General features: G+C 59.9%; 23 protein-coding genes and 2 tRNA genes. 12 read left to right on the top strand and 13 right to left on the bottom strand.

All coding sequences use genetic code 11. The features are described from left to right. Window positions 1-27: 27 nt before the first annotated feature. The 7 genes from DLM45_RS13795 to DLM45_RS13765 form a co-directional block, all read right to left on the bottom strand. A tRNA-Val gene (locus DLM45_RS13795) sits at window positions 28-102 on the bottom strand. Window positions 103-213: 111 nt separating this feature from the next. Further along, window positions 214-486 (bottom strand): HU family DNA-binding protein, encoded by a 273-nt coding sequence (locus DLM45_RS13790; protein ID WP_181337652.1) that lies wholly within the window; start codon window positions 484-486, stop codon window positions 214-216. Between the two features lie 248 nt (window positions 487-734). Then, window positions 735-3,161: an endopeptidase La gene (gene lon / locus DLM45_RS13785; RefSeq protein WP_181337651.1), complete on the bottom strand. Its 2,427-nt coding sequence runs from the start codon at window positions 3,159-3,161 to the stop codon at window positions 735-737. A gap of 285 nt (window positions 3,162-3,446) precedes the next feature. Beyond that, window positions 3,447-4,697: an ATP-dependent Clp protease ATP-binding subunit ClpX gene (gene clpX / locus DLM45_RS13780; RefSeq protein WP_181337650.1), complete on the bottom strand. Its 1,251-nt coding sequence runs from the start codon at window positions 4,695-4,697 to the stop codon at window positions 3,447-3,449. A 352-nt stretch (window positions 4,698-5,049) separates the two neighbouring features. Beyond that, window positions 5,050-5,697, bottom strand: a complete 648-nt coding sequence (locus tag DLM45_RS13775) for an ATP-dependent Clp protease proteolytic subunit (RefSeq protein WP_181337649.1) — start codon at window positions 5,695-5,697, stop codon at window positions 5,050-5,052. Between the two features lie 114 nt (window positions 5,698-5,811). Continuing rightward, a complete protein-coding gene (gene tig, locus DLM45_RS13770) occupies window positions 5,812-7,173 on the bottom strand; it encodes a trigger factor (RefSeq protein WP_181337648.1) in 1,362 nt (453 codons plus the stop codon). A 174-nt stretch (window positions 7,174-7,347) separates the two neighbouring features. Further along, window positions 7,348-7,434 (bottom strand) — tRNA-Leu (locus DLM45_RS13765). 444 nt (window positions 7,435-7,878) lie between these two features. Between DLM45_RS13765 and sseA the strand changes: the two genes are divergently transcribed. Continuing rightward, window positions 7,879-8,745, top strand: coding sequence for a 3-mercaptopyruvate sulfurtransferase (gene sseA, locus DLM45_RS13760; RefSeq protein ID WP_181337647.1), 867 nt, complete (start codon window positions 7,879-7,881; stop codon window positions 8,743-8,745). 31 nt (window positions 8,746-8,776) lie between these two features. On the opposite strand, the gene DLM45_RS13755 is transcribed toward sseA, so the two are convergent. Then, window positions 8,777-9,370: a glutathione peroxidase gene (locus DLM45_RS13755; protein WP_181337646.1), complete on the bottom strand. Its 594-nt coding sequence runs from the start codon at window positions 9,368-9,370 to the stop codon at window positions 8,777-8,779. 147 nt (window positions 9,371-9,517) lie between these two features. On the opposite strand from DLM45_RS13755, the gene DLM45_RS13750 reads away from it, so the two are divergent. The 11 genes from DLM45_RS13750 (at window position 9,518) to aroC (ending at window position 19,282) form a co-directional block, all read left to right on the top strand. Further along, a complete protein-coding gene (locus DLM45_RS13750; protein ID WP_181337645.1) occupies window positions 9,518-9,790 on the top strand; it encodes a hypothetical protein in 273 nt (90 codons plus the stop codon). 210 nt (window positions 9,791-10,000) lie between these two features. Beyond that, window positions 10,001-11,083: an HlyD family secretion protein gene (locus DLM45_RS13745; protein WP_181337644.1), complete on the top strand. Its 1,083-nt coding sequence runs from the start codon at window positions 10,001-10,003 to the stop codon at window positions 11,081-11,083. Between the two features lie 336 nt (window positions 11,084-11,419). Continuing rightward, a complete protein-coding gene (locus DLM45_RS13740) occupies window positions 11,420-11,638 on the top strand; it encodes a S1 domain-containing protein (protein WP_181337643.1) in 219 nt (72 codons plus the stop codon). Window positions 11,639-11,661: 23 nt separating this feature from the next. Next, window positions 11,662-12,084 carry a hypothetical protein gene (locus tag DLM45_RS13735; protein ID WP_181337642.1) on the top strand — a complete coding sequence of 141 codons (423 nt, stop codon included), beginning with the start codon at window positions 11,662-11,664 and terminating at the stop codon, window positions 12,082-12,084. Window positions 12,085-12,167: 83 nt separating this feature from the next. Next, complete coding sequence (locus DLM45_RS13730) at window positions 12,168-13,022, top strand: alpha/beta hydrolase (protein ID WP_181337641.1); 855 nt, start codon at window positions 12,168-12,170, stop codon at window positions 13,020-13,022. A gap of 157 nt (window positions 13,023-13,179) precedes the next feature. Next, window positions 13,180-13,698, top strand: a complete 519-nt coding sequence (locus tag DLM45_RS13725; RefSeq protein WP_181337640.1) for a hypothetical protein — start codon at window positions 13,180-13,182, stop codon at window positions 13,696-13,698. 73 nt (window positions 13,699-13,771) lie between these two features. Continuing rightward, complete coding sequence (locus DLM45_RS13720; RefSeq protein ID WP_246317395.1) at window positions 13,772-14,986, top strand: ABC transporter permease; 1,215 nt, start codon at window positions 13,772-13,774, stop codon at window positions 14,984-14,986. Window positions 14,987-15,007: 21 nt separating this feature from the next. Then, window positions 15,008-15,748, top strand: coding sequence for an ABC transporter ATP-binding protein (locus tag DLM45_RS13715; RefSeq protein ID WP_181337639.1), 741 nt, complete (start codon window positions 15,008-15,010; stop codon window positions 15,746-15,748). A 181-nt stretch (window positions 15,749-15,929) separates the two neighbouring features. Further along, window positions 15,930-16,781, top strand: coding sequence for an enoyl-ACP reductase FabI (fabI, locus tag DLM45_RS13710; protein ID WP_181337638.1), 852 nt, complete (start codon window positions 15,930-15,932; stop codon window positions 16,779-16,781). Next, window positions 16,778-17,389, top strand: coding sequence for a histidine phosphatase family protein (locus DLM45_RS13705; RefSeq protein ID WP_181337637.1), 612 nt, complete (start codon window positions 16,778-16,780; stop codon window positions 17,387-17,389). The genes fabI and DLM45_RS13705 overlap by 4 nt, the downstream gene beginning before the upstream one ends. 804 nt (window positions 17,390-18,193) lie before the next feature. Then, window positions 18,194-19,282: a chorismate synthase gene (aroC, locus tag DLM45_RS13700; RefSeq protein ID WP_181337636.1), complete on the top strand. Its 1,089-nt coding sequence runs from the start codon at window positions 18,194-18,196 to the stop codon at window positions 19,280-19,282. Window positions 19,283-19,293: 11 nt separating this feature from the next. On the opposite strand, the gene DLM45_RS13695 is transcribed toward aroC, so the two are convergent. From DLM45_RS13695 to DLM45_RS13675, 5 genes are all read right to left on the bottom strand, one after another. Then, complete coding sequence (locus tag DLM45_RS13695; protein ID WP_210269846.1) at window positions 19,294-20,553, bottom strand: class I SAM-dependent RNA methyltransferase; 1,260 nt, start codon at window positions 20,551-20,553, stop codon at window positions 19,294-19,296. Further along, a complete protein-coding gene (locus tag DLM45_RS13690; RefSeq protein ID WP_181337635.1) occupies window positions 20,513-21,247 on the bottom strand; it encodes a TlyA family RNA methyltransferase in 735 nt (244 codons plus the stop codon). Before DLM45_RS13690 ends, DLM45_RS13695 begins: the two co-directional genes overlap by 41 nt. A 34-nt stretch (window positions 21,248-21,281) precedes the next feature. Beyond that, window positions 21,282-23,189 carry a 1-deoxy-D-xylulose-5-phosphate synthase gene (dxs, locus tag DLM45_RS13685; protein ID WP_181337634.1) on the bottom strand — a complete coding sequence of 636 codons (1,908 nt, stop codon included), beginning with the start codon at window positions 23,187-23,189 and terminating at the stop codon, window positions 21,282-21,284. 175 nt (window positions 23,190-23,364) lie between these two features. Further along, on the bottom strand, window positions 23,365-23,646 hold the full coding sequence (locus tag DLM45_RS13680) for an exodeoxyribonuclease VII small subunit (protein ID WP_181337633.1): 282 nt from the start codon (window positions 23,644-23,646) through the stop codon (window positions 23,365-23,367). Between the two features lie 30 nt (window positions 23,647-23,676). Next, a complete protein-coding gene (locus DLM45_RS13675) occupies window positions 23,677-24,621 on the bottom strand; it encodes a histone deacetylase family protein (protein WP_181337632.1) in 945 nt (314 codons plus the stop codon). Between the last annotated feature and the right edge of the window lie 41 nt (window positions 24,622-24,662).

Raw genomic sequence — 24,662 nt, 5'->3', positions numbered from 1 at the left:
ATGCTTCAATCGCAATGTCAGAAAATATGGTGGGCGGTGAGAGGGTCGAACTCCCGACATCCTCGGTGTAAACGAGGCGCTCTACCACTGAGCTAACCGCCCGACGCGAACCGCGTCGTGAACACTGTTGCTAATCGCTCGACAGCGTCGTGTCAAAAACAAAGACGCGCGCAGCTCGAAAGCAGCGCGCGTCGAATGAGCCGACTGCTCTGATTAGTTGAGCGCGTCCTTGAGACCCTTCGCAGGCGTAAACTTCGGCACGCGCGCAGCCGGGATCTGAATCGTCTTGCCGGTTGCTGGGTTACGGCCTTCACGAGCCTTGCGGGCAGCAACTTTGAAAGTTCCGAAGTCCGGAATGCGAACCTCGTGACCATCCTTCATCGCGGCGCGAATGTGGGCGAGAACAGCGTCGACGGCGACACTCGCCTTCTCTTTCGTCAACTCGCAATCACGCGCGACGGCATCGATCAAATCTTTCTTGCTCATCTCGTCATTCCTCTAGCGTCGGAAGTTGTGGTGATCAGCGTGGGAAGAGCCCACAGCGGCCGGACAGGGGGGTGAAGTCAGCCGCGCATGCCCGCGTAAAAGCGCCCAATCGGAGGGTCCGTCAAGCACAAAAAGCCCGTATTTCCGGACAAAACCGCATATATATGCTCTGTTAATTTACAATGAAACGGCCCTCACGACGCAATTGTCGCAAGGGCCGCTCAAACTCATTTCTTCGTCAACGGCGATCAGTGCGCGGTGATACGCGAACCGGCTTTCGCAGCTTCCTTGGCTTCGAGAGCCTCGGCTTCTGCCGCCTCATCCCACGTGATCGCTTCCGGCATGCGCACAAGCGCAACCTTCAGCACATCTTCGAGACGGGCGACCGGAATGATCTCCATCTTGGTCTGCACTTCGTTCGGAATCTCCGCCAAATCCTTGGCGTTCTCCTCCGGAATGACGACCGTCTTGATCCCGCCGCGCAACGCCGCGAGCAGCTTCTCTTTGAGACCGCCGATCGGCAGCACGCGTCCACGCAACGTGATCTCGCCCGTCATCGCCACGTCCTTGCGAACGGGAATACCGGTGAGAACCGAGATGATCGCCGTCGTCATTCCGATACCTGCAGACGGGCCGTCCTTCGGCGTAGCGCCTTCCGGAACGTGCACGTGGATATCGCGCTTTTCGAACAGCGACGGGTGAATTCCGAAATCGATCGAATGCGAACGCACGTACGCGTTAGCAGCCTGAATCGACTCCTTCATCACATCGCGAAGGTTGCCGGTGACCGTCATCCTGCCTTTGCCGGGCATCATGACGCCTTCGATCGTCAGCAGCTCGCCGCCGACTTCCGTCCACGCCAATCCCGTGACGATGCCAACCTGATCTTCGAGCTCGGCTTCGCCATAGCGGTATTTCGGTACACCGAGGAAATCGTGGACATTCTCCGCCGTGACGACGATCGCCGTCTTCGACGAGGTGAGAATTTCCTTCACAGCCTTACGGGCAAGCTTCGCGATCTCGCGTTCGAGCGAGCGCACGCCAGCTTCGCGCGTATAGCGGCGAATGACTTCCTTCAACGCACTGTCTTCGACCGTCCACTCACCGGCTTCCAATCCGTGCGCAGTAACCTGCTCCGGAATGAGATGGCGCTTGGCGATCTCCAGCTTTTCATCTTCCGTGTAACCGGCAAGCCGAATGATCTCCATACGGTCCATGAGGGCCGGCGGAATGTTCAGCGTGTTGGCCGTCGTCACGAACATCACGTTCGAGAGGTCGTAATCGACCTCAAGGTAGTGATCGTTGAACGTGCCGTTCTGTTCCGGATCCAAGACTTCGAGCAGCGCCGCCGCGGGATCACCACGGAAGTCCTGACCCATCTTGTCGATCTCGTCCAACAGGAACAGCGGGTTCGTCCGCTTCGCCTTCTTCATCGACTGGATGACCTTGCCGGGCATCGAACCGATGTAGGTGCGGCGGTGACCACGGATCTCCGCTTCGTCGCGCACGCCGCCGAGCGACATACGTACGAACTCACGGCCCGTTGCGTTGGCAATCGATTTGCCAAGCGACGTCTTGCCGACGCCCGGAGGCCCGACGAGGCACAGGATCGGCCCCTTGAGCTTGTTCGTGCGCGCCTGCACCGCGAGGTATTCCAGAATCCGCTCTTTGACCTTCTCGAGCCCGTAGTGCTCCTGGTCCAGAATGATCTGCGCCTCAGCAATGTCCTTCTTGACCTTGCCTTTGACGCCCCACGGAATCGACAGCAGCCAGTCGAGGTAGTTGCGCACCACCGTCGCTTCGGCCGACATCGGCGACATCTGCTTGAGCTTCTTCAGCTCAGCCAGTGCCTTGTCCTTCGCCTCTTTCGACAGCTTCGTGCTTTCGATCTTCTCCTCGAATTCGGAGATGTCATCGCGCTCGTCGGAATCGCCGAGTTCCTTCTGAATGGCCTTCATCTGCTCATTCAGATAGTACTCGCGCTGCGTCTTCTCCATCTGGCGCTTCACGCGCGAACGGATCTTCCGCTCGACCTGAAGGACCGAGATTTCGCTTTCCATCAGCGTGTAGACGCGTTCCAGCCGCTCCGAGATGCTGACCGTTTCAAGAACGTCCTGCTTGTCCGAAATCTTGACCGCGAGATGCGACGCGATCGTATCGGCGAGCTTCGCGTAGTCCTCGATCTGGCCGACGTTGCTCAGAACTTCCGGCGAAACCTTCTTGTTGAGCTTCACGTAGCTCTCGAACTGCGTCACGACCGAACGCGCAAGCGCTTCAAGCTCGTCCTTCGCGCCCTGCGAGTCGGTCACGCGCTCGACTTCGGCTTCAAAATAGTTCGTGTTCGCGGTGTAGCGCACGATCTTCGCGCGTGCGTTGCCTTCAACCAGAACCTTCACGGTTCCGTCGGGCAGCTTCAAAAGCTGAAGCACGGACGCCAGCGTTCCGATCTCGTAGATCGCGTCGGGCGTCGGATCATCATCACCAGCGTTCTTCTGCGCAGCGAGAAGAATCTGCTTGTCCGCCCGCATGACCTCTTCGAGCGCCGCGATAGACTTCTCGCGCCCGACGAACAGGGGAACAACCATGTAGGGGAATACGACAATGTCCCGAAGCGGCAGAACCGGATACAGTTCCTTGGCGGGCGACTTGTCTTTGGTTTTTTTCTCTTCGCTCATTTCGCTACCTTATCGGCCTGCGCCGGAATCGCTCAATTGAAACTACCAGCGCATTCCACGCTCGTTCCACTTTTTGAGCCATGCGTCCCGTCCCTTTTTATTGGCGACGTTGGCATGCTCGTGAGCGCGAGCGCGGGGCGAGGCATTTGCCAGAGAAAGCCGGGTTACGACGGAGGAAGTTCCCCGGTTGGCCTATGGCTGCCACTCCCTCCGAACAAATAGGGACCAGTGCCCCGTAAACAAGTCCTGCGGCATCACTTCAAAAGCAGTGAATGCCGCCAGGATTTAGGCCGTCGATCCCTTTTCTTCGACGCGTTCCGAGTAGATGCGGAGCGGCTTCGCCGAACCGTCCACAACCTCCGGACCGATCACGACTTCTTCGACGCCCTTGAGCGTCGGGAGGTCGTACATCGTGTCGAGCAGAATGCCTTCCATGATCGACCGGAGACCACGAGCACCGGTCTTCCGCTCGATCGCCTTGCGCGAAATCGCCTTCAGCGCATCGAGCGTAATCGTCAGCTTCACGTCCTCCATTTCGAAGAGGCGCTGATACTGCTTGATGATGGCATTCTTCGGTTCGGTCAGGATCTGCACCAGCGCCGCCTCGTCGAGATCTTCGAGCGTGGCGATGACAGGCAGACGGCCGATGAACTCCGGAATGAGGCCGAACTTCAAAAGATCCTCAGGCTCGACATTGCGCAGGATTTCGCCCGTGCGCCGCTCGTCCGGACCCGTAACCCGTGCCGAGAAGCCGATCGAGGAACCCTTGCCCCGCCGCGAGATGATCTTCTCGAGACCTGCGAACGCGCCGCCGCAGATGAACAGGATGTTCGTCGTGTCGACCTGCAGGAACTCCTGCTGCGGATGCTTGCGGCCGCCCTGCGGAGGAACAGACGCAACGGTGCCTTCCATGATCTTCAACAGAGCCTGCTGCACGCCCTCACCCGATACATCACGGGTGATGGACGGATTGTCAGACTTGCGGCTGATCTTGTCGACTTCGTCGATGTAGACGATGCCCCGCTGTGCCCGCTCGACGTTGTAGTCGGCCGACTGCAGCAGCTTCAGAATGATGTTCTCGACATCTTCGCCAACGTAGCCCGCTTCAGTGAGCGTCGTTGCGTCGGCCATCGTGAACGGAACGTCGAGAATGCGTGCCAGCGTCTGCGCCAGCAGCGTCTTGCCCGAACCCGTCGGACCGACGAGCAGGATGTTCGACTTCGCAAGTTCGACGTCGTTGTTCTTCGTCGCGTGGTTGAGGCGCTTGTAGTGATTGTGAACCGCCACAGAGAGCACGCGCTTCGCGTGGAACTGGCCAATCACATAGCTGTCGAGCACGCCGCAGATTTCCTGCGGAGTGGGAACGCCGTCCCGCGATTTGACGAGCGTGTTTTTGTTCTCTTCACGGATGATGTCCATGCACAGCTCGACGCATTCATCGCAGATGAACACAGTCGGACCGGCAATTAGCTTGCGGACCTCATGCTGGCTCTTGCCGCAGAAGGAGCAATAGAGAGTGTTTTTCTCTTGAGCCATTTTTTCTCGCTTTCAGGTCAAGAACATCGAGCCGGATGTTCTTGATTTGGCCCGCCGATGACGTCCTAGCCTTTTTTCACGCGATTCCGATGATGACAACACCGGATTCAAGTTCAGCACGCTAGCGTTCAGCAGATCAAGATTGGATTAATGGATCGTACCCGGCCGTCCCCTGCAAGCGGCGGTATTGCCACAGTTGGTGAACGCAGTGGCAACATCGCAATTCACCCTAACGGTTCATCACGATGAAACCCGCCGCGTGCAGCGTTTGTTCTCACAAACAGCCGGAAATACGAGATGGGACGCGACTAAGGCGTCCTCAAGGTATGAGTTGTCGCAGCACCTGAGCGCGTTATGACGCCGCCGGAGCCTCGAATGCACCGCCAGCCTCATCGCGGTTCTCAAGAACGCGGTCGATCAAGCCGAAATCGCGCGCCTGATCCGCGGTCATGAAGTAGTCGCGGTCGAGCGTCTTTTCGATCATCTCGTAGCTCTGGCCGGTATGCTTCACGTACGTCTCGTTGAGGCGCCGCTTCATCTTGATGATGTCTTCAGCGTGGCGTTCGATGTCGGAGGCCTGACCCGAGAATCCGCCCGACGGCTGATGCACCATGATGCGCGCGTTCGGCAACGCATACCGCATGCCCTTATCACCAGCGCAAAGCAGCAACGAACCCATCGACGCGGCCTGCCCGATGCAAAGCGTCGCCACCGGCGGCTTTACGAACTGCATGGTGTCGTAAATCGCCATGCCGGCTGTCACAACGCCGCCGGGTGAATTGATGTACATCGAAATTTCTTTCTTCGGATTCTCGGACTCGAGAAACAGAAGTTGCATGCAGATCGACGCCGCCATGTGGTCTTCCACCGGGCCCGTCACGAAGATGATGCGCTCTTTCAAAAGTCGCGACGGCAGATCGTAGCCGCGTTCGCCGCGTGTCGTCTGTTCGACCACCATGGGCCAGAACGTATTCGTCACGGTGGTGATGGGATCGCGCATCGTATCGGTCTTTCCTGATATCAACCAACCACGCGCCGTGCGTGGCTGGAGCGTCTAATATTTCTGCCCGCGCGGGAACGCCCGTATGGCGAACCCGTACAACAAGCGCCCGAGTTAGGCGCCCGTTGCCTCTTCGACTGCCTTCAGTAGATCGTCACGCGATACTTTCTTTTCAATCGGCGCTGCTTCCGAGATGACATAGTCGATCACTTTGTCCTCGAAGAGCGGCGCGCGCAATTCAGCAAGCGCACCCGGCGTTTTCTCATAGTATTCATAGACCTGCTTTTCGCGGCCCGGATAACGGCGTGCCTGCTCCACGAGCGCACGGCGCATCTCGTCTTCCGCGACCTGCAGCTTATTCTTTTCGCCGATCTCACCGATCACGAGCCCAAGACGCACGCGACGCTCGGCAATTCCGCGATACTCGGCTTTAAGTTCGTCTTCGGACTTATCTTCGTCGGCAATCGTCTTGTTCGCAGCCTTCAGATTGTTCTCAAGCTGCGTCCAGATGTTGTTGAATTCGAAATCGACGAGCGACGGCGGCAGCTCGAACGTATGCGCCTTGTCGAGCGCATCGAGGATCTCGCGCTTCAGCTTTGCGCGCGACGCCTGATCGTATTCCCGCTTGATCTGCTCGCTGACGAAGCCTTTGAGCTGGTCCAAGCTTTCGGCGCCAAGACCCTTCGCGAAATCTTCGTCGATTTCCGGCTTCTTCGGCAGCGCGACAGCCTTCACCGACACGTCGAACTGCGCCGTTTTTCCAGCCAGCGTTGGCATCGGATAATCTTCGGGGAACGTCGCCTCGACGACCTTCTCGTCACCTGCCTTGAGGCCGGTGATGCCTTCCTCAAAACCCGGAATGAACTGCTTCTTGCCGATAACGAGGCTCGCACCTTCGCCCGAACCGCCTTCGAACGCTTCCCCATCGATACGGCCGACGAAATCCATCGTCACCAGGTCGCCTTCGCCAGCAACGCGGCCTTCTTCAGACTCATACGCGGTATTGCGATCAGCGAGATCATTCAACGCTTTTTCGACGGCCGAGTCTTCGACGTCCGTCACCAGCTTTTCGAGCTTGAGCGCTTTGAGATCCGTGACCTCGATCGGCGGCAAAACTTCGAAAGACATTTCGTAGGCAAGATCGGCTTCACCGTTGACGATACGCTCGAACGCGCCGCGATCGTCGTTGCCGACGAGTTCGACCTTCGGCTGCGCCGCGGGACGCTCATTGCGGTCCTTGATCACCTTCACGCTGGTGTCATTGAGCGTCTGCTCCATGACTTCCTGCATCAGCGACTTGCCGTAGAGTTTCTTCAGATGCGCGACAGGAACCTTGCCTTTACGGAAGCCCTTGATCTGCACGCGATCTTTCATTTCGTCGAGACGTTCGGAGAAACGCTCATTCAACTCGGCTTGTCCAACCACCACCTGAAGGGTGCGCTTCAAACCGTCTCTCGCCGTCTCGGTAACCTGCATCGTCCGTTTCCTGGTTTGAGGCTCGCCACAATCGGGCGCCCCTCTTAGATAAGCTGATACGACCGGGCTAAAACCCGTCTAGTTGCTGCTACTGCGCTTTGCCGCGCCCCAATGGCACGGGTCGACGGCTTGCGCCCCCGAACCTGCGCACGTGCTTCGAAATCCTTTGCAAAGTGGTGCGAGCGAAGGGACTCGAACCCCTAAGCCTTTGAAAGCGCTCGGACCTAAACCGAGTGCGTCTACCAATTCCGCCACGCTCGCTAAGCCAGTCTCGGGGGATTTGTCACCGCGTTTGACATGGATTTTGACCCTATGCAAGGGCGGCAAGCGGGCCATCATTTCCAGCGGGCTAACGATACGCTTGGCGCGTTCCCGCACACCGCTCGCTTCGGCGAGCGCGCTGGCGCTTCCCTGGGTTTACCGCCCCGCCCGCGCCCACCCAAATGGACGCGCCGACACGCCCGGGCACAAACCTGCCCTATACCGCCGGGCCGGAGCCGAAATCTGAGGAGGGCCAAAAGCGCAAATGCGTGGGTCAGCCCCGGTTTCCCCAGAAATACAGCCTATGTCCCGCCATGTAGCATTTCAGTCATTTGCGGCCTAAGTCAAAACTCTGAGCGCTCAACAGCTTGCGACCTCCACTCCTTTTGCCTATGTGCAGGGGGCCGAAAAATCCACCGTCAAGCCAGAACCCAGGGGTACGCTTTGCCGACGAATGCCCAGCATTGGATCGTAGAAACCGATTGGCTTGAAAGCCACCTGTCTTCCCCTGATCTCATCGTTCTCGATGGCAGTTGGCACCTTCCGAACGCCGGGCGCGACGCGAAGAAGGAATATCTGGCAGAGCATATTCCCGGCGCCATCTTCTTCGACATTGAAGATCTCTCGGACGAAAAATCGTCCCTGCCGCACATGCTGCCGTCGACGGTCAAGTTCGCCTCCCGCATGAAGAAAATGGGCATCGGCGACGGCGCACGCATCGTCGTCTACGACTCGACCGGCATCTTTTCGGCCGCGCGCGTCTGGTGGACGTTCCGCGCAATGGGCCACCGCGACGTGGCCGTCCTGAACGGCGGCCTCAAAAAATGGAAGGCCGAGGGCCGTCCGCTGGAAGACGGCCCCGCCCCGCGCCGATCTGAGCGCCACTACTCTCCGCTCCAGAACACCGAAATCATTCGCGACCTCGACGAAATGAAAGCGCTGCTCAAGAAACCTGGCGCGCAGATTGTGGACGCCCGCCCAAAACCTCGTTTCGAAGGCGCCGAGCCTGAACCGCGCCCGGGCCTTCGCAGTGGCCACATTCCGGGCTCCCGCAGCGTTCCGTCTCAATCTCTGCTGCAGGCCGACGGCACATTTAAACCGACTGCTGAACTGGCCGAAATCTTCAAGAGCGCCGGTATCGACGTGACCCGCCCGGTCGCAACGACATGCGGATCGGGCGTCACCGCATCGATCCTAGCGCTCGCGCTTGCAACCCTCGGACAGACCAACGCGGCCGTTTACGATGGCAGTTGGGCTGAGTGGGGCCAGGAAGATAACGGCTTGCCCATCGAAACCGGCCCGGCGAAGTAAGCCGCCTCAGCGCGTCACGGAGAGATCGGTCTCAGTTCTGCAAAGCAGAAGACGCAGGCGCTGGTTCAGCCAGCGCCTTGTCGATCCATCCCGTCAATTCCTCGGACGTCGGCTCGAGCTTGGTTGCAAACGAGCGAACGAGGTGCCCGTCGCGCCCAATGAGATACTTGTGAAAATTCCAGTTGGGCACGCCTGAAGGGCCCATCGCCTCCGCTACCCATTTATAGAAGGGATGCGCAGCCTCCCCGATCACATGCTCCTTCGACGTCAGCGGAAACGTCACGCCGAACGCGCCCTCACAGAACGTTTTGATTTCCCCCTCCGACTTCGGCTCCTGCTCGCCAAAGTCGTTGGATGGCACGCCGATGACGACCAGACCCGCCTTTTCGTAGCGCGTCCAGAGCGTCTGAAGTCCGGCATACTGCTTGGTGAACCCACAGAATGAAGCTGTATTGACCACCAGCAACGCCTTACCGCGCCAGTCCGATAGCTTCATCGGCTTTCCGTCAATCGCCTTGAACTCAAAGTCATAGGCCGACCCGGGGACCGACTTGGAAGGCGCAAGGCTCGGAGCAGCAGTCCACATCGCGATCAGGCTAACGGCCATGGTCCAAAGGTTGCGCATTCTGCTTCCTCGTTTCTGCGAGCATCCGAAAGGCCATCACGTGAAAATCGTGTTCCACCCGGAACAGCGGCAGGTTTAAAATCCCCGTACACCAGCCTCCAGGAAATGAACACCGGGCCAATCGCCCGATCAAGGAGGAACCTTCCAATGACGAACTTCGGAACCATTGTTTTTCGCTCGGCCGCACTCGCAGCGATCGCGACCGCATCTCTCCTGTCCGGTAATGCCGCGAACGCACGCGGCAAGGAAGTGTTCGTTCAGGATTACAAATTCGCCAAGCCGATGCACGGCTATTCCGGCCATTCCGGCAACTATTACTGCGATTATCAGCGCCTGCCGAACCGCAAGTGCGTGAGCACACCCGGCGGCGGCGAAAGCTGCAAGATCGTGAGCTGGACGCTCCGCGAGATGTGCCAGTAGGCCCGCAGAAAAACTCGACTAATGAATTCGCAAAAGGCTTCGGACATCCCCGGAGCCTTTTTCGTTTGCGAGCCGCGTTTCTCCGCTCGTCGCAACACGCACGACACCTGTTCCCGCGGAAACAGCGCGCTGCCTCGCCCTCCCCTAAACCTCCCATGTCGGCCAGGCAAACGACTGGCCACTCGCTCGAAATTCTTAAGGAGGATTGTCATGAGCACCAACGGAAACAACCAGCGCCCGAAGCGGCGTTTGCTATCGAAGATCTTCGTCGTCGTGGCCGCAGCAGGCGCCGGCGGGTTGGGCACGATCGAACTTGCAAAGACGGATCTCTTCACGTCGAAGGCCGACGCGAGCGACGGTCTGAAAATCGAAAATGCTTCCGCACGGATCGACTGGGTTGCCGCAGCCCCCGGTCGCATCGAACCGAAATCTGGCCTGGTCCGCGTTGGCGCGGCACTGCTCGGCCGCATCTCTGAAGTGACCGTCAAATTGAACGACAAGGTCGAGGAAGGCGAGCTGCTGATCCGCCTCGACGATGACGAGGCCCGCGCCCGCTTACAGGCCGCCGAAACAGAAGTTGCATCCCGTAAGCGCGAACGCGACGCACAACCCCTCGATCGCGCACGCGATGAATTGCGCAAGGCAGAAGACGACGTATTTTCCGCGGAACGCGCTCTGACGAACGCTCGCTTCGCGCTTGAATTCGAACTGCAGGCCCAGCGCCAAGGTACAGGCAGCGCCGACCGCGTTGCCGATGCGCGTCAGGATGTCGAACGCGCGAAGGAAAAGCTGCAGAACGAACGCTCGTCTTACGCCACAGCACAGGCCAAGTCTGACATTCCTGCGCCAAACAGACTTGAATCGGCGCTGCAAGCCGCACGCTCGGATGTGCAGGTCGCAGAAGCTCTGCTGGAAAAAACACGCATTCGTGCCCCGGTCGCCGGAACCATTCTTCAGCTTCCTGCGAAAGCCGGTGAAATGGTAGCGCCCTCGCCAGATCAAATCCTCGCGGTGCTGGGCGATATGTCAGTCGTCCGCCTGAAAGCCGAGGTCGACGAGATCGATGTTTCGAAGATCAAACTCGGCGGCAAGGTCGTCGTGAAGAGCAACGCCTATCCAGGCAAGGAATTCGAAGGCGTTGTCGCGGAACTCGCACCGTCGTTGACCTCGCCACAGTTCGCACTGCGCGGCGCGCGCCGTCCGATGGATGTCGAAGTGCTCGCCGTAACCGTCGATCTCTCAGGCAATCCGCCGTTGCTGCCAGGCATGAGGGCCGACGCTTTTTTCAAGTGACGGGAGCGGACGATCTCCCGAAACCCATCGGCCGCGTGATGCTTGCAAAGCATCGATAGAAAGTTCGAACAGGCCAGTGGCGGTAACGCTTCCTCCTTAGCGGAGCAGCTGCCGGTCCTGGAGCGGGGAGGCAAGACGGTACGGGGATTGCGGCCCCTTCCGTCTTCCTCCCCGCAACCGTTTCCGCGCCGACCCAACAGCGCGCAGCTCCCCAACTCACAAAAATTCTGCACCCGCTTCGCGTCGTGTTTCTCCCGGAACAGCGCCGAACGCGCGTCTTCCGCATGATCCGCCAACAAACGAATTTCATCGCAACCTTGGCAGTGGAGAGACCTCATGTACGGCGCAATCAAAAAATTCCGCGGCGATCTCGGCATCGGCATCATCGCTGCTGAAAACGGACGCGATTACCGCTTCGAGCAGACGGCGATCCTCAATTCTCAGCGCGATCTCGAAGGCCAGGAAGTTCATTTCGAACTCGGCGAATTGAAAGCCCGCGAGATCATCGTGCTGGCCGGATCGCCCTGGTCTGCATTCGGCGGCATCGGCCTTTAAGGCAACAAGCGAGGAAACGCACCATGCCTTCCCAATTCAATCTGGACGATGTCCCATCCGTCAACGCCGCGGATTTCAAAGTGCCGATGGATCTTCTGATTCAGCGCGGACATGGGCTCGCACTCATCACGGGGCTAACGGAGAGCGAGATCCGTGCGCTCGAAAGCGAAATCTGGAATGCGTTCGCAGACCAACCCGAAGTGCGTTTGCCGATTGCGTTGCGCTTTCGCGCCTTGCTTCACGTTTTTGCCGCGCGCCGCCTCAGAAACCTGCTGTTGGAACGCGGCTTCAAGGTTCTGACGGCGGCACTGATCGCAGCTTCCGAACAGCGTCTCAACACGCGCTTCGGCTTCAGCGCGCATAGGCTCTTTCTCGCCATCGATGCGGCAACGGCGCCGTCGCAACGCACACACCTCCCGCAAACCTCATTTCAAGCCGCCGCCTGACGCCTGTCACCGCCGGAACTGCTGCAATCCAGCGCTCAGCATAAATCTCGCGAACACAGTCATCAGACGCATCCGAGGGTATCATGGCAATCGACACGGGCTTCAAAATCAAAGGCGGAAAAGTCGGAATTCTGTTGCTGCATCGGCTCTGCGGCACACCGGTCGAGATGCGCTTCGTCGCAAACGGATTGGCGAAACAAGGCTACACCGTGCACTGCCCGATGCTCGCCGGACACTGCGGCACCGGCACCGAATTGACGGCCTCCACCTGGACTGACTGGTACCGCAGCGCTCAACAGGCGCTCGATGATCTCAAAAGCGAATGCGATGTCGTCATCGCTGGGGGACTTTCCGCAGGCGCCGTACTCGCCGTGATGCTGGCAGCGAAAAACCCGCATAAAGTCGACGCAACTGCACTTCTCGCGCCGACGCTTTGGCTCAACGGCTGGATGATCCCGTGGTACGCGCGGCTCTTTCCGCTCGTGCGCCAGAAGTGGCTCGCGAACCTCTTCCGCTTCCCCCACCACGACCCGCACGGCATCAAGGACGAGCGCATCCGCGACTTCATCCGCCGCGCCCGAACGGCATCCGGCACGGCTGAATGCGGCCACCCCGCAACGCCCGGCGGCGCCGTCTTCGAACACCGCCGCATGGTGAGTGCTGCCAAGAAGCTCGTCGCGTTCGTGCGCCAGCCGTCGCTGATCCTGCACCCGCTGGAAGACGACTACGCTGGGATGACCAACGCCACCTATCTGCGCGACGGCATCAAAGGCCCGGTCGACCTGCAGATCCTGGACGACTGCTATCACATCGTAACCATCGATCGGCAGCGCCACCTCGTTGTCGAAGCGATCGATCGGTTTGCACGCGCGCTCACCGGAGAACCCGCCGTCGCTCCCGTCGCGGACATCGCCACCGCGCGCTCCGCGGCCGCATAAATACCTGTTTTAATTAAAAAAATAAAAATTCTCCGCACCTCGCAGTCGTGTTCCGGCCGGAACAGCGGCGGCGGCCAGCAGACGGCATTCTCTCACCCATGGCCGGCGATGACCGGCGCCAACACGAACAACCAGCTTTGCCCCGTAGGAGGCTCCAATGACCAAGATCGCAATCGCCCTCGCCGCTCTGCTCGCCGGAACAACACTGACCAGCGCTACCAACGCAGGCAGCATTCGCGTCGGCTTCGGCTTCCCGCTCGGCTCCTTCGTTGCCCATCCCCACCAGAACTATGATCGCGGCTATGACCGTGACTACGATCGCCGCCCAGCGCCCCGCCGCATCGCTCAGCCGAAGAAACCCATCGCCAAGCCTGTCGTAACCGCCGCCAAACCGCAGCCGAAGGCGCTGGTGAAAACGGCGAAGCTCGAAGACAAGCTATCGAGCGATCCCGCCACCACGACCGAAATCGCCAAGACGACGCCTGCTCCGAACAAGACTGAAACGGCAGCTCCGGTCACGACCGCTTCGACAACCACGACGGACTCCAAGCCGGTCAAAACTGCAGCGACGCCGTCCACCGAAACGAAAACCGCATCAACCGCCGAAACCAAGCAGATCTGCCGCCGCTATTCGGCAGCCACTGCCGGCCTCGTCGATGTCCCCTGCAAAGACTGAACAACACCACACCTGGCAACCCGCAATCAGCCGAACGCAATCAACCGGCCAACGCCTCAAGGAGGGGCAGGTCATGGAACTCGCAGCAAACACACCCTTTGAAGCCGCTCCGCAGGCGAAACCGATGAAGCGCAGTGGCACTGGCCGCCGCTCTATGCCGATGGTCGTGAAGCTCGCCTACCGCAATCTGTTCCACGATCGCATGAGCTTCTTCGTAACGATCGTCGGCATCGTCTTTTCGGTGGTTCTGGTGGCGGTCCAGTCGGGCATCTATCTCGGTTCGCAGAACAAGATCTCCGCGATCATCGACGCCGCCCCCGCTGATCTCTGGGTCATTCCGCTCGGCACCAAGAGCTATGACGATCCGTCATTCCTGTCGGGACGCGAACGTCACATGACGCTCTCGACACCCGGCGTCGAAAATTCCGAAGATATGGTCGTGTCCTTCGCGCGCTGGAGGAAGCCTGCGGGCGGCACGAACACCGTGCTGTTGATCGGAACGGCAGGCGACAGCCCGAATGCGCTTCCCTGGAACATCGTCAAAGGCAGCCGCGATGCGCTGGAAGCGCCCGGCACCGTTGCAATCGACGAAAGCTACTTCAAGGATCTCGGCGTCGACCGCCTCGGAAGCCACGCTGAACTCAACGGGGCCTCCGTCGAACTCGTCGCCGTAACCAAACGCATCCGCTCCTTCACGACGCTACCGTTCGTCTTCACCTCGATCGAGGAATCGCGCCGCCTGGCTGGCGCCGACCAAGACCAGGCATCCTACCAGCGCGTTACGCTCCAGCCGGATGCCGACCTGGAAACGGTACGGGCTGAAATTCAGCGCCGCCTCCCGGATACCGAGGTTCTGTCGCAGGCGGAATTCCGCAGCCGCAGCCAGAATTACTGGCTCTTCCAGACCGGCGCAGGCGCTGCCTTGATCGCCGGGGCCCTCCTGGGACTGATTGTCGGTATCGTCATCGTCGCTCAGACGCTTTATTCAAGCACGAAGGACCACATCAACGAGTTCGCGACGCTCCGCGCTCTGGGCGCAGGTGCTGGGTACATTGTGAAGGTGATCCTGATGCAGGCTGTTCTCTCTGGTTTCATCGGATACGTTCTCGGCATGGCGCTGGCGCTCGCCGCCATCCAGGCCGCACAAGACACGAAGCTGACGATCATTATGACGCCCGCTCTAGGTGGCGCATTGTTTGCCGTCACCATCGGAATGTGCGTATTCGCTGCGATCAGCGCCATCCTCAAGGTCGTCCGGATCGACCCGGCCGTCGTATTCAGCCGCTAACCGAACTCTGGAGAGACCCCAATGACCGCGCCATCTGACAGCAAGATCATTCTGGAAGCCCAGGGCATCGTAAAGGTCCTCGGCGCTGCCCCGAACGAAGTGAAAGTCCTGAAAGGCATCGACGTCGAACTGCACACCGGAGAGTTGACGCTGCTCATGGGGCCTTCCGGCTCCGGCAAGACGACGCTGCTCTCGATCCTCGGCTGCATCCTATCGCCGACCGAAGGCAAGCTGAACGTCGCCGGATACGAAACGCATACGATGGGCAAAGAGGAATTGGCCAATCTGCGCCGCCAGCACGTCGGCTTTGTCTTCCAATCCTACAACCTCGTTCCAACTCTCTCTGCCGTTGAGAACGTCATGCTCGCCCTGGACCTGCGTGACCAGAGAGGCCCGGACGCCTACGATCAGGCGGCTGAAGCTCTGGAAGCGGTTGGTCTCGGCCATCGCATCAAAGCGATGCCGTCAAAGATGTCCGGCGGTGAAAAACAGCGCGTTTCGATCGCACGTGCTCTAGCAGGTTCGCCGTCCGTCATCCTCGCCGACGAACCGACGGCGGCACTCGACAGCAAGAACGGCCTCGCGGTTATGGAACTCTTGGCAAAGGTCGCGCAGGATACGCGTCGTGCGGTGTTGGCGGTTACTCACGATCATCGCACTCTTCAGTTCGCCGACCGGATAATCACGATCGACGACGGCCGCATCGCAAGTTCGGAACGCCCGAAACTTTCCGGACAGCCCTTTGCCGTACCCGCGCATTGAGAGACGTAAACGAAATTACTTAATTTGGCCCGGCAGTTAATCGAGTTCGGCCAAATCCGTCGAAAGGGGCCAATCGCCGCGCATTAGGCCCTTTTCGCCATCTGGACCACCGGTTGCATTTGTGTAGGATGCACCCCAACAACCCAATTACATATCCGGAATATCTAAGGAAATTGAGCCCATGACGGGGTCTGAAACCACCACTCCCGTCGCCGCGGGGCAATTGATGGCCGGGAAGCGCGGCCTGATCATGGGCGTTGCGAACAATCGTTCGATCGCCTGGGGCATCGCCAAGGCATGCGCCGCGCAGGGAGCCGAGATCGCGCTCACATATCAAGGCGACGCGCTGAAGAAGCGGGTTCAGCCGCTTGCTGCCGAGCTTGGAACGAAACTCGTTCTCCCCTGCGACGTGACCGACGCCGCGTCGATGGACGCAGTCTTCGAAACGCTCGAGAAGACCTGGGGTCGTCTCGACTTCCTCGTTCACGCGATCGCGTTTTCCGACAAGAACGAACTCGACGGCCGCTACGTCGATACGACGGAAAAGAACTTCACGCAGAGCCTTTTGATCTCCTGCTATTCCTTCACCGCGCTCGCCAAGCGCGCCGAGAAGTTGATGCCGGACGGCGGCTCGCTCGTAACGCTCACCTACTACGGCGCCGAAAAGGTCATGCCGCATTACAACGTCATGGGCATCGCCAAAGCCGCACTGGAAGCCAGCGTCCGCTATCTCGCGGCAGACCTTGGACGCACCGGCATTCGCGTGAACGCCATTTCCGCAGGACCGATCAAAACGCTCGCAGCGGCAGGCATCGCGGACTTCCGCTACATTCTGAAATGGAACGAGTACAACTCCGCCCTCCGCCGTAACGTCACCATCGAAGACGTCGGCGGCGCTGGTCTTTATCTGCTATCCGATCTCTCGCGCGGTGTGACGGGCGAAATTCATCACGTCGATAGCGGCTATCACCTGCAGGGCATGAAGAACGAGGACGCTCCCGACATTTCGGTCGTGAAGAGCGACGAGACTTGAGCACCCAATCGCCGGGCCTGCTTCGGCCCGGCACGATCCTCTACTTCATCCGTCACGGCGAAACCGATTGGAATCGGGACGCACGCTATCAGGGCCAGCGCGACATTCCATTGAATGCCACCGGCCGCGCGCAAGCGAAGCGTCACGGTGACCTGCTGAAGTCGCTGCTTTCAGACCCAACAGCCGTCGATTTCGTATCGAGCCCGCTCGGACGAGCTTCCGAGACGATGCGCATCGTTCGCACGGCTCTTGGGCTCAATCCCGAGGCGTTCGCAACGGACGACCGGATCGTCGAATTGAGCTATGGCCACTGGGAAGGCGAACTCGCCGCTGAACTTCCGAGCAAAGACCCGGCGGGCGTCGCTGCCAAATCTTTGGATCCGTTTCATTGGCGACCCATCGGAGGCGAAAGCTACGCCGATCTTGAAGCGCGTATTTCGCCCTGGCTTGGCGGAATAAAGAAAACGACGGTTGCCGTTTCACACGGCGGCGTAAGTCGCGTCGCGCGCGGCGCCCTCTACGATCTGGACCGCGCCACCGTCCCCTTCCTCGCGGTTCCGCAGGACCAAATCCTCGAGCTCCGCAGCGACAACCTGCGCTGGCTCTAGTCTACCGTCATCCTCGGTCGAGCGCGGCGCAGTCGCGTCGAAGACCGGGGATCCAGCGCAAGAGTCGCCGAAGGCGCAAATAATCTGCTCGTTTGTGAAATGAGCGACGGCCTTGCCGAGTCTTGCGCTGGATCCCCGGCCCTCATTCGCTTCGCTCATCGGCCGAGGATGACGAACGGCGCTCCGCGCCCGCCTCACCCCACGAAGAGAAGTCGGTAAAGGTCCCACCCCACGACTGCGCTGGCGGCCGGCTCGACGAAGGAGAGTCGCTAGCGCCATCAAAAATCTCCAGCGCCAAACAAAAAGAGCCGGAGATGCGGCTCTCCGGCTCTTCGGCGTCCTAGTGGACGCATAATGAAAGACCATTCGAGCCAGAGGTGCTCAAGCCCCCAGCAGGACGGTCTTTTGGGTCTCAGGCTCACCCGTCACCGGACGTCGAAATTTGAGCCAATAACCCCGATGCTCCAATAAAAGAGCATCATCCGCACCAGTCCTGGAACATGCGATCTTTCGAGACCACGCGGGCCGCTGTCAGGCGGTAAAAGCGTGTTCGGCCGAGTTGCAGGTCGAATGCAGCCTAAAAGTTATCGTCAAAACCTCGCCGGACGCGTGACGGAGCCGTCGACAAACGCAAACTGTGGCGGAGTAAATCTGCGTCGCTGGAACTTGTCACTCACCTTTCGAGCCGCTCCGGGCTTGCCCGCCTCCCCGGCCGCTCCTAAGAACATCAGTGACGCACGGCGGCAACACACTCAGGTTGCTGGCCGCTCGACCGACGGCTTCTAACCTGGCAAGCAGCAAGCGATGTCTCACAACACTTTCGGCCACCTGTTTCGCGTGACGACCTGGGGCGAAAGCCATGGGCCCGCGATTGGCGCGATCGTTGACGGCTGCCCGCCAGGAATCGCACTCACCGAAACAGACCTCCAAGGCTACCTCGACAAGAGAAAGCCAGGGCAATCCCGCTTCACCACCCAGCGGCAGGAAGCCGACGCCGTGAAGATCCTCTCAGGAGTCTTTCAGGACTCTTCGGGACAGCAGGTGACGACAGGCACGCCGATCGCGCTCGAAATTCTCAACACGGATCAGCGCTCGAAAGACTACGGCGAAATCAAAGACACCTACCGGCCGGGCCACGCCGACTTCACCTACGACGCGAAATACGCGATCCGCGATTACCGCGGCGGCGGCCGTTCCTCGGCGCGTGAAACGGCCTCGCGCGTTGCCGCTGGAGCCGTCGCACGCAAAGTGCTCGCGGGCGTTACAATTCGTGGCGCGCTCGTACAGATCGGCCCGCATAAGATCGACCGTAAGAATTGGGATTGGGACGAAGTGAACGCCAATCCGTTCTTCTCTCCCGACAAGAAAGCCGCCGAGCTTTGGGCCACCTATCTTGACGGCGTCCGCAAGTCGGGCTCATCGGCCGGTGCAATCATCGAGGTCGTCGCGGAAGGCGTGCCACCGGGTTGGGGCGCGCCGCTCTACGCGAAGCTCGATCAGGATATCGCCAGCGCAATGATGTCGATCAACGCCGTGAAGGGTGTCGAAATTGGTGCGGGAATGTCCGCCGCCGCGCTTTCGGGCGAGGACAACGCCGACGAAATCCGCATCGGTGACGACGGCAAACCGAAGTTCCTCTCGAACAATGCGGGCGGCATCCTCGGCGGCATCTCGACAGGCCAGCCCGTTGTCTGCAGGTTCGCGGTTAAACCGACGTCGTCCATCCTGGCACCGCGCCGGTCGATTGACTCAAAAGGCAACGAGACCGACATCGTCACGAAGGGTCGTCACGATCCCTGCGTCGGCATCCGCGCTGTACCCGTCGGAGAAGCCATGATGGCGATCGTGCTCGCCGATCATTTCCTCCGCCATCGCGGCCAAACGGGGCGCTGAGATACACAGCTCTAGCGCCGGAAGATCGCGACCACTTCCACGTGCGCTGAATAGATGAACTGATCGACCGGCGTAACGGATTCGATTTTGTAGCCGCCATCTACGAGATGCCGCGCGTCGCGCGCAAGCGTCGCTGGATTGCACGACACAGCGACCACCGTTTTCACCTTGCTCCTTGCAAGCCGCTGCGCCTGCGCGTCGGCCCCCGCGCGCGGCGGATCGAACACCACCGCATCGTGTTCGTTGAGTTCCAGCGGCGACAACGGTTCGCGAAACAGATCGCGCACGCGCGCGGCAATCGGCTTGAGACCTTTGGCAGTCCGAACGCCGGCAGACAACGCAGCGATTGCCGCTCGATCTCCGTCGAACGCCGAAACCTTCGCGCGCTGCGCCAGCGGAAACGTGAACGCCCCAAGCCCCGAAAAGAGATCGGCAACAGTCTTCACCTTGCCGACCGCGGCAACAATGCGCGCTGCGATTTCGCGTTCCGCTTCGGCAACCGCTTGAACGAATGCGCCGGGCGGAAGCACAACCTCGGCCGTCCCAAACTTCAGAACGGGCGGCAGCATCTGGCAAACATCGTCGCCGCCGATGACAAGCCGCGCCAAACCCATTTTATTCGCTTCAAGCGCGAGCTTGCTGCGAATATCGGGCGTCAACCGGCGCTCCGTCCCCTCGACGGAAACATCAAGGCCACCCTCCGTAGCTGTCACGGTGATGCGGGCACCCACTTTCGAAACAAGCGGCCCAATCAACGCTGCAAGCTGCGGCAACGCAGCCACGATCTTTGGTTCAAGCACCGCACAATCGTCGATTGGAACGAGATCGTGCGTTCCCGCCGCGTGAAATCCGATATCCAAACCATGTTTCGACGGCACAGCACTGAAGATCGCGCGGCGGCGCCGTCCCCGCGGTTCGACCACATCGCCAATTTCAATCTCGAGCCCGCGCTGGCGAAACGTAGATTGAACGAGGTCGTGCTTCCACGCGCGATATGGGCTCGGCGCAAGATGCTGGACGGAACAGCCGCCGCAAACGCCGAAATGTCGGCAGACCGGAGCAATCCGGTCTGGGCTTGCCTCAATAACCTCGATCAGCCGCGCCCGATCATCAGATACGCTTGCAAGAACACGCTCTCCCGGCAAAGCAAACGGCACGAAAAGCATGCGTCCATCGACGTCCGCGATGCCATCGCCTTGCGCTCCGAGGCGCGTAATCGTCAACTCTCGATCAGCCGTCACTGCGAACTGCCCCAAGCAGAAATTCTTCATTTCCTGATCCGCCAAGGATCGGCGAAATCATCTCTCCGGCGATAGACCAACCACGTCGATCGGCAATCCAGGAACGAACGCCTTCGAGTGCCGCCTGGCGCTTGACTGGATCGCGCACAATCCCGCCGCTGCCAATGTTCTCCCGCCCGACTTCGAATTGCGGCTTCACCAATACCACCAGCCACGCGTTCTCTGCCGCGAGCGGCAACACCGCGTCGAGAACTTTCGTCACCGAGATAAAGCTGACATCCACGACGATGGCATCGACGGACGTTTCAAGATTGGCAACTGTCAGGTTGCGCGCATCGAAATTCTCAAACGCCGTGACGCGCGGATCGCCCTTTACATCCGGATGCAATTGCCCGCTCCCAACATCGACTGCGAACACGCGCGCTGCGCCGCGCTCCAGCAGAACCTGCGTGAAGCCCCCTGTCGATGCGCCAACGTCAAGCGCCACTTTGCCGGACGCCTCAAACCCGAAATGATCGAGCGCAGCCGCAAGCTTCTCCGCACCCCGAGAAACGTAAGCCGGTGCATCCCGCGCAACTTCGATCACCTGATCGCTATTCACATCGAGCGCAGGCTTGCCGCAAACCTGTCCGGCAACGCTCACAAATCCACGCTTGATCAAATCCTGCGCGCGCGCTCGCGATGGCACCAGGCCACGAGCGACGAGCGTCTGATCCAGTCGCATGATTGTTCCCGATAAGAGCCGCGGCTTCAGCGTCTCAAGCTCGCTCGCCGATTTCGTCCGCGCGTCCGAGCGCCGTGAAAACCGTCGCTACGATGCCTGAAGCATTGAGCCCGGCCACGTCATACATGGCCTCGGGCTTACCGTGATCGATGAAGATGTCCGGCAGAACCTTGCAGCGCACCTTGAGGCCGCGATCCAGCAGACCATTGTCCGAAAGGAACTGCAGAACCTGACTGCCGAAGCCGCCAATCGATCCTTCTTCGACGGTTATCAGCACTTCATGGTTCTGAGCGAGCTCACGGATGAGCCGCTCGTCTAACGGCTTTGCGAAACGCGCATCCGCAACCGTCGTCGAGAGGCCGAATGTCTGCAACTGATCGGCCGCCTTCAGACATTCGGCAAGCCGCGTACCGAACGACAAGAGCGCAATCTTTGAACCTTCGCGCACGATCCGGCCTTTGCCAATCTCAAGCGCAACGCCAACGTCTGGCATCTCGACGCCGATCCCCTCGCCGCGCGGATACCGCAGCGCGCTCGGGCAATCGTCAATCGCCGCCTGCGTGGCGACCATGTGAACGAGTTCCGCTTCATCCGCCGCGGCCATGATGACGAAGTGCGGCAGACAACCGAGGTACGCAACGTCAAAGGCACCGGCATGCGTTGGCCCGTCCGCTCCAACGAGCCCCGCGCGGTCGAGTGCGAACCGCACCGGCAGCTTCTGGATCGCAACGTCGTGCACAACTTGATCGTAAGCCCGCTGCAAGAAGGTCGAGTAAATCGCCGCGAACGGCTTCATGCCTTCGCTCGCGAGCCCCGCCGCAAACGTCACCGCATGCTGTTCGGCAATGCCAACATCGAACGTGCGATCGGGGAATTCTGCGCCGAAGAGATCGAGCCCGGTGCCCGAAGGCATCGCTGCCGTGATCGCAACAATGCTCTTGTCCTTGCGCGCTTCCTTAATCAGGCTCTCCGCAAACACTTTCGTGTAGCTCGGAGCATTCGGCTTCGGCTTCACCTGCGCGCCAGTCACGACGTTGAACTTGTTCACGCCGTGATATTTGTCGTCCGCAGCTTCGGCAGGCGCATAGCCTTTGCCCTTCTTCGTAACGACGTGCGCGAGGATCGGCGCCTGCGTCGCATCACGCACGTTCTTCAGCACCGGCAAAAGCTGGTCGAAGTCATGCCCATCGATCGGCCCGACATAATAGAAGCCAAGCTCCTCGAACCACGCACCGCCCTGCCAGAGATGACGCGTGTATTCTTCCACGCGTGCCGCGCGCCGCTCCCACTGCTTCGGCAGCATCTTGGCAAGCTGCTTGGCATAATCGCGCAGATGCAGGTACGTGCCGCTCGACGTCGCGCGCGCGAGATACGCCGACAACGCCCCCGTCGGCGGCGCAATCGACATGTCGTTATCATTGAGAACGACGATCAACCGCTCGTTGCGCGCCCCCGCGTTGTTCATGGCTTCGTACGCCATGCCCGCGCTCATCGCACCATCGCCGATAACGGCAATGACGTTGTTGGTGCCGTTGTTGAGATCGCGCGCAACGGCCATACCGAGCGCCGCTGAAATCGACGTCGACGAATGCCCCGCGCCGAAGGGATCATACGGACTCTCGTCGCGCTTCGTGAAACCGCACAGACCGTCTGGCTGCCGCAGCGTGCGAATACGATCGCGTCGACCCGTCAAAATCTTATGCGGATACGCCTGATGGCCGACATCCCAAATCAGCCGGTCATCGGGCGTATTGAACACCCAATGCAAAGCGACCGTCAGTTCGATCACGCCAAGGCCCGCACCGAGATGCCCGCCCGTGACCGACACGGCATCGATCATCTCCGCGCGCAATTCCTCCGCGAGTTTCGGCAAATCTGCTTCGCCGAGTTCACGCAGCTCATGGGGCGTCTTGATACGATCGAGTAAAGGTGTCTGGCTCACGATTAACCTTGCGCTATCCAGGACGTCGGCAGCACAGCGTCCACGACGGAAATCTAGTGCCCTCCATAGCCCGTATTGCGCGCGGGCTGAAGAGGGCCGAACCGCGCTGCTGGTCTCACGCTATGGTCAGATCGGTTTATGGCCGCGAAAAGTGGCGCGCTTTGGAGCGGTGCGGTCAGAATGGCGCGCCGTCGTCTCCGTCCAGCGGTGTCGCGCCCTTGGGCGCCCCATCCGGCCCGAGCGTCAATTTCTCGACCCTTGCTTCGGCGGCCTTGAGCAACCGATCGCAATGATTTCTGAGAGCTTCACCGCGCTCATAAATCGCGATGCTTTCCTCCAGCTCCACGTCGCCACGCTCGAGCTTGCCGACAATGCTCTCAAGCTCCTTCAACGCCCGCTCGAACGTCATGTCCTGGATGTCCGCGAACGCATTAGGCGATGTCTTTGCCGTGGTCATAGTATCCTGCTTAGAAAAATGCGGGGTCGATCACCCGCCTGCCTCGATCAGCGCGCTGACATGCGCCGCCGCCGAATGCGCGAGCCCGTCGAGGTCATACCCTCCCTCGAGCATCGATACAATTCGCCCCTTTGCGTGCCGCCGCGCCGTCTCGGCCAAAACGTCCGTAACCCACCGAAAATCCTCTTCAACGAGCTGCAATCCCCCCAGGGGATCGCGGCGGTGCGCGTCGAATCCGGCAGAAATTAAGAGCAGGTCCGGAGCAAAATCATGAAGTGGCGCTAGAATCCGCTCCCGAACCGCGGCCTCGAAAGGTTCGCGCCCATCCCCCGCCCGCAGCGGCGCATTGAAGACATTGCCAACGCCCGCCTCGCGCGTCGCGCCAGTTCCCGGAAAGAGCGGCATCTGATGCGTCGAGCCATAAAACAGATCTTTGTCGTTCCAGAAAATCTGTTGCGTTCCGTTGCCGTGATGCACATCGAAATCGACGACGGCCACACGCTCGGCGCCATACTTCGAGCGCGCGTAGTGCGCAGCGATCGCAACGTTGTTGAAAAAACAAAACCCCATCGCGCGATTGCTTTCCGCGTGATGACCGGGCGGCCGCACTTGGCAGAACACATTCTGCACGCCGCCTGTCATGACAAGATCGACACCATCCAGCGCCGCGCCGACCGCACGTCGCGCGGCCTCCCATGAGCCCGCCGACATCACGGTATCGCCGTCAATGAACTTGTGCGTACTGGAAAGATGTTCTGCGAATGTGCGGATTTCGTCGAGATGCTCGGGCCGGTGAGCTTTGGCGATATAAATCGCATCGTCATCACGCAACGGCGCGCTGTGCCGCTGAAGATTGGCAAAGGCCGGTTCCGAAAAAGCCTTATCGATCGCAGCCATTCGACTGGGACGTTCCGGATGCCCGGCACCGGTATCGTGACCAACAAATGCGGGATGCGTGATGAGAGCGGTCGTCATATCTCAGCGCGTAACGTGCAATGTCTGCACCATGTTTTCAA

Origin of the sequence: Hyphomicrobium methylovorum (genome assembly GCF_013626205.1) — a bacterium.
Lineage (GTDB): Bacteria > Pseudomonadota > Alphaproteobacteria > Rhizobiales > Hyphomicrobiaceae > Hyphomicrobium_B > Hyphomicrobium_B methylovorum.
The sequence above is the reverse complement of the archived record's forward strand: the minus strand, read 5'-3'. Positions and strand labels throughout refer to the sequence as shown.